The 322-nt window shown below is 52.2% G+C and carries 1 protein-coding gene; it reads left to right on the top strand.

Going from position 1 to position 322, the window contains the following annotated elements:
• On the top strand, positions 1-322 hold a 322-nt coding region (locus LZP73_RS19655; RefSeq protein ID WP_234236597.1), incomplete at both ends, for a 4Fe-4S dicluster domain-containing protein.

Below are 322 nucleotides of genomic sequence, written 5' to 3'. Positions count from 1 at the left end.
GGGATACAACACCTGGCTGACAGGACCGCGCGAAGCGGGGCACGTTGATGGTCCTGAAGAGTTTCATCTGGTTATTGTCGATAACGGGCGTTCTGAGGTGCTGGCCTCTGAATTTCGGGATGTGCTGCGCTGTATTCGTTGCGGGGCTTGTATGAATACTTGTCCGGCATATCGCCATATTGGCGGTCATGGATATGGCTCTATTTATCCAGGGCCAATTGGTGCGGTGATTTCCCCGTTACTTGGCGGCTATAAAGATTTTAAAGATTTACCCTACGCCTGCTCTTTATGCACCGCTTGTGACAGCGTGTGTCCGGTGCGT

The organism is Shewanella sp. AS16, assembly GCF_021412365.1.
GTDB classification, from domain to species: domain Bacteria; phylum Pseudomonadota; class Gammaproteobacteria; order Enterobacterales; family Shewanellaceae; genus Shewanella; species Shewanella salipaludis.
This window is presented reverse-complemented; position numbering and strand designations above follow the sequence as displayed.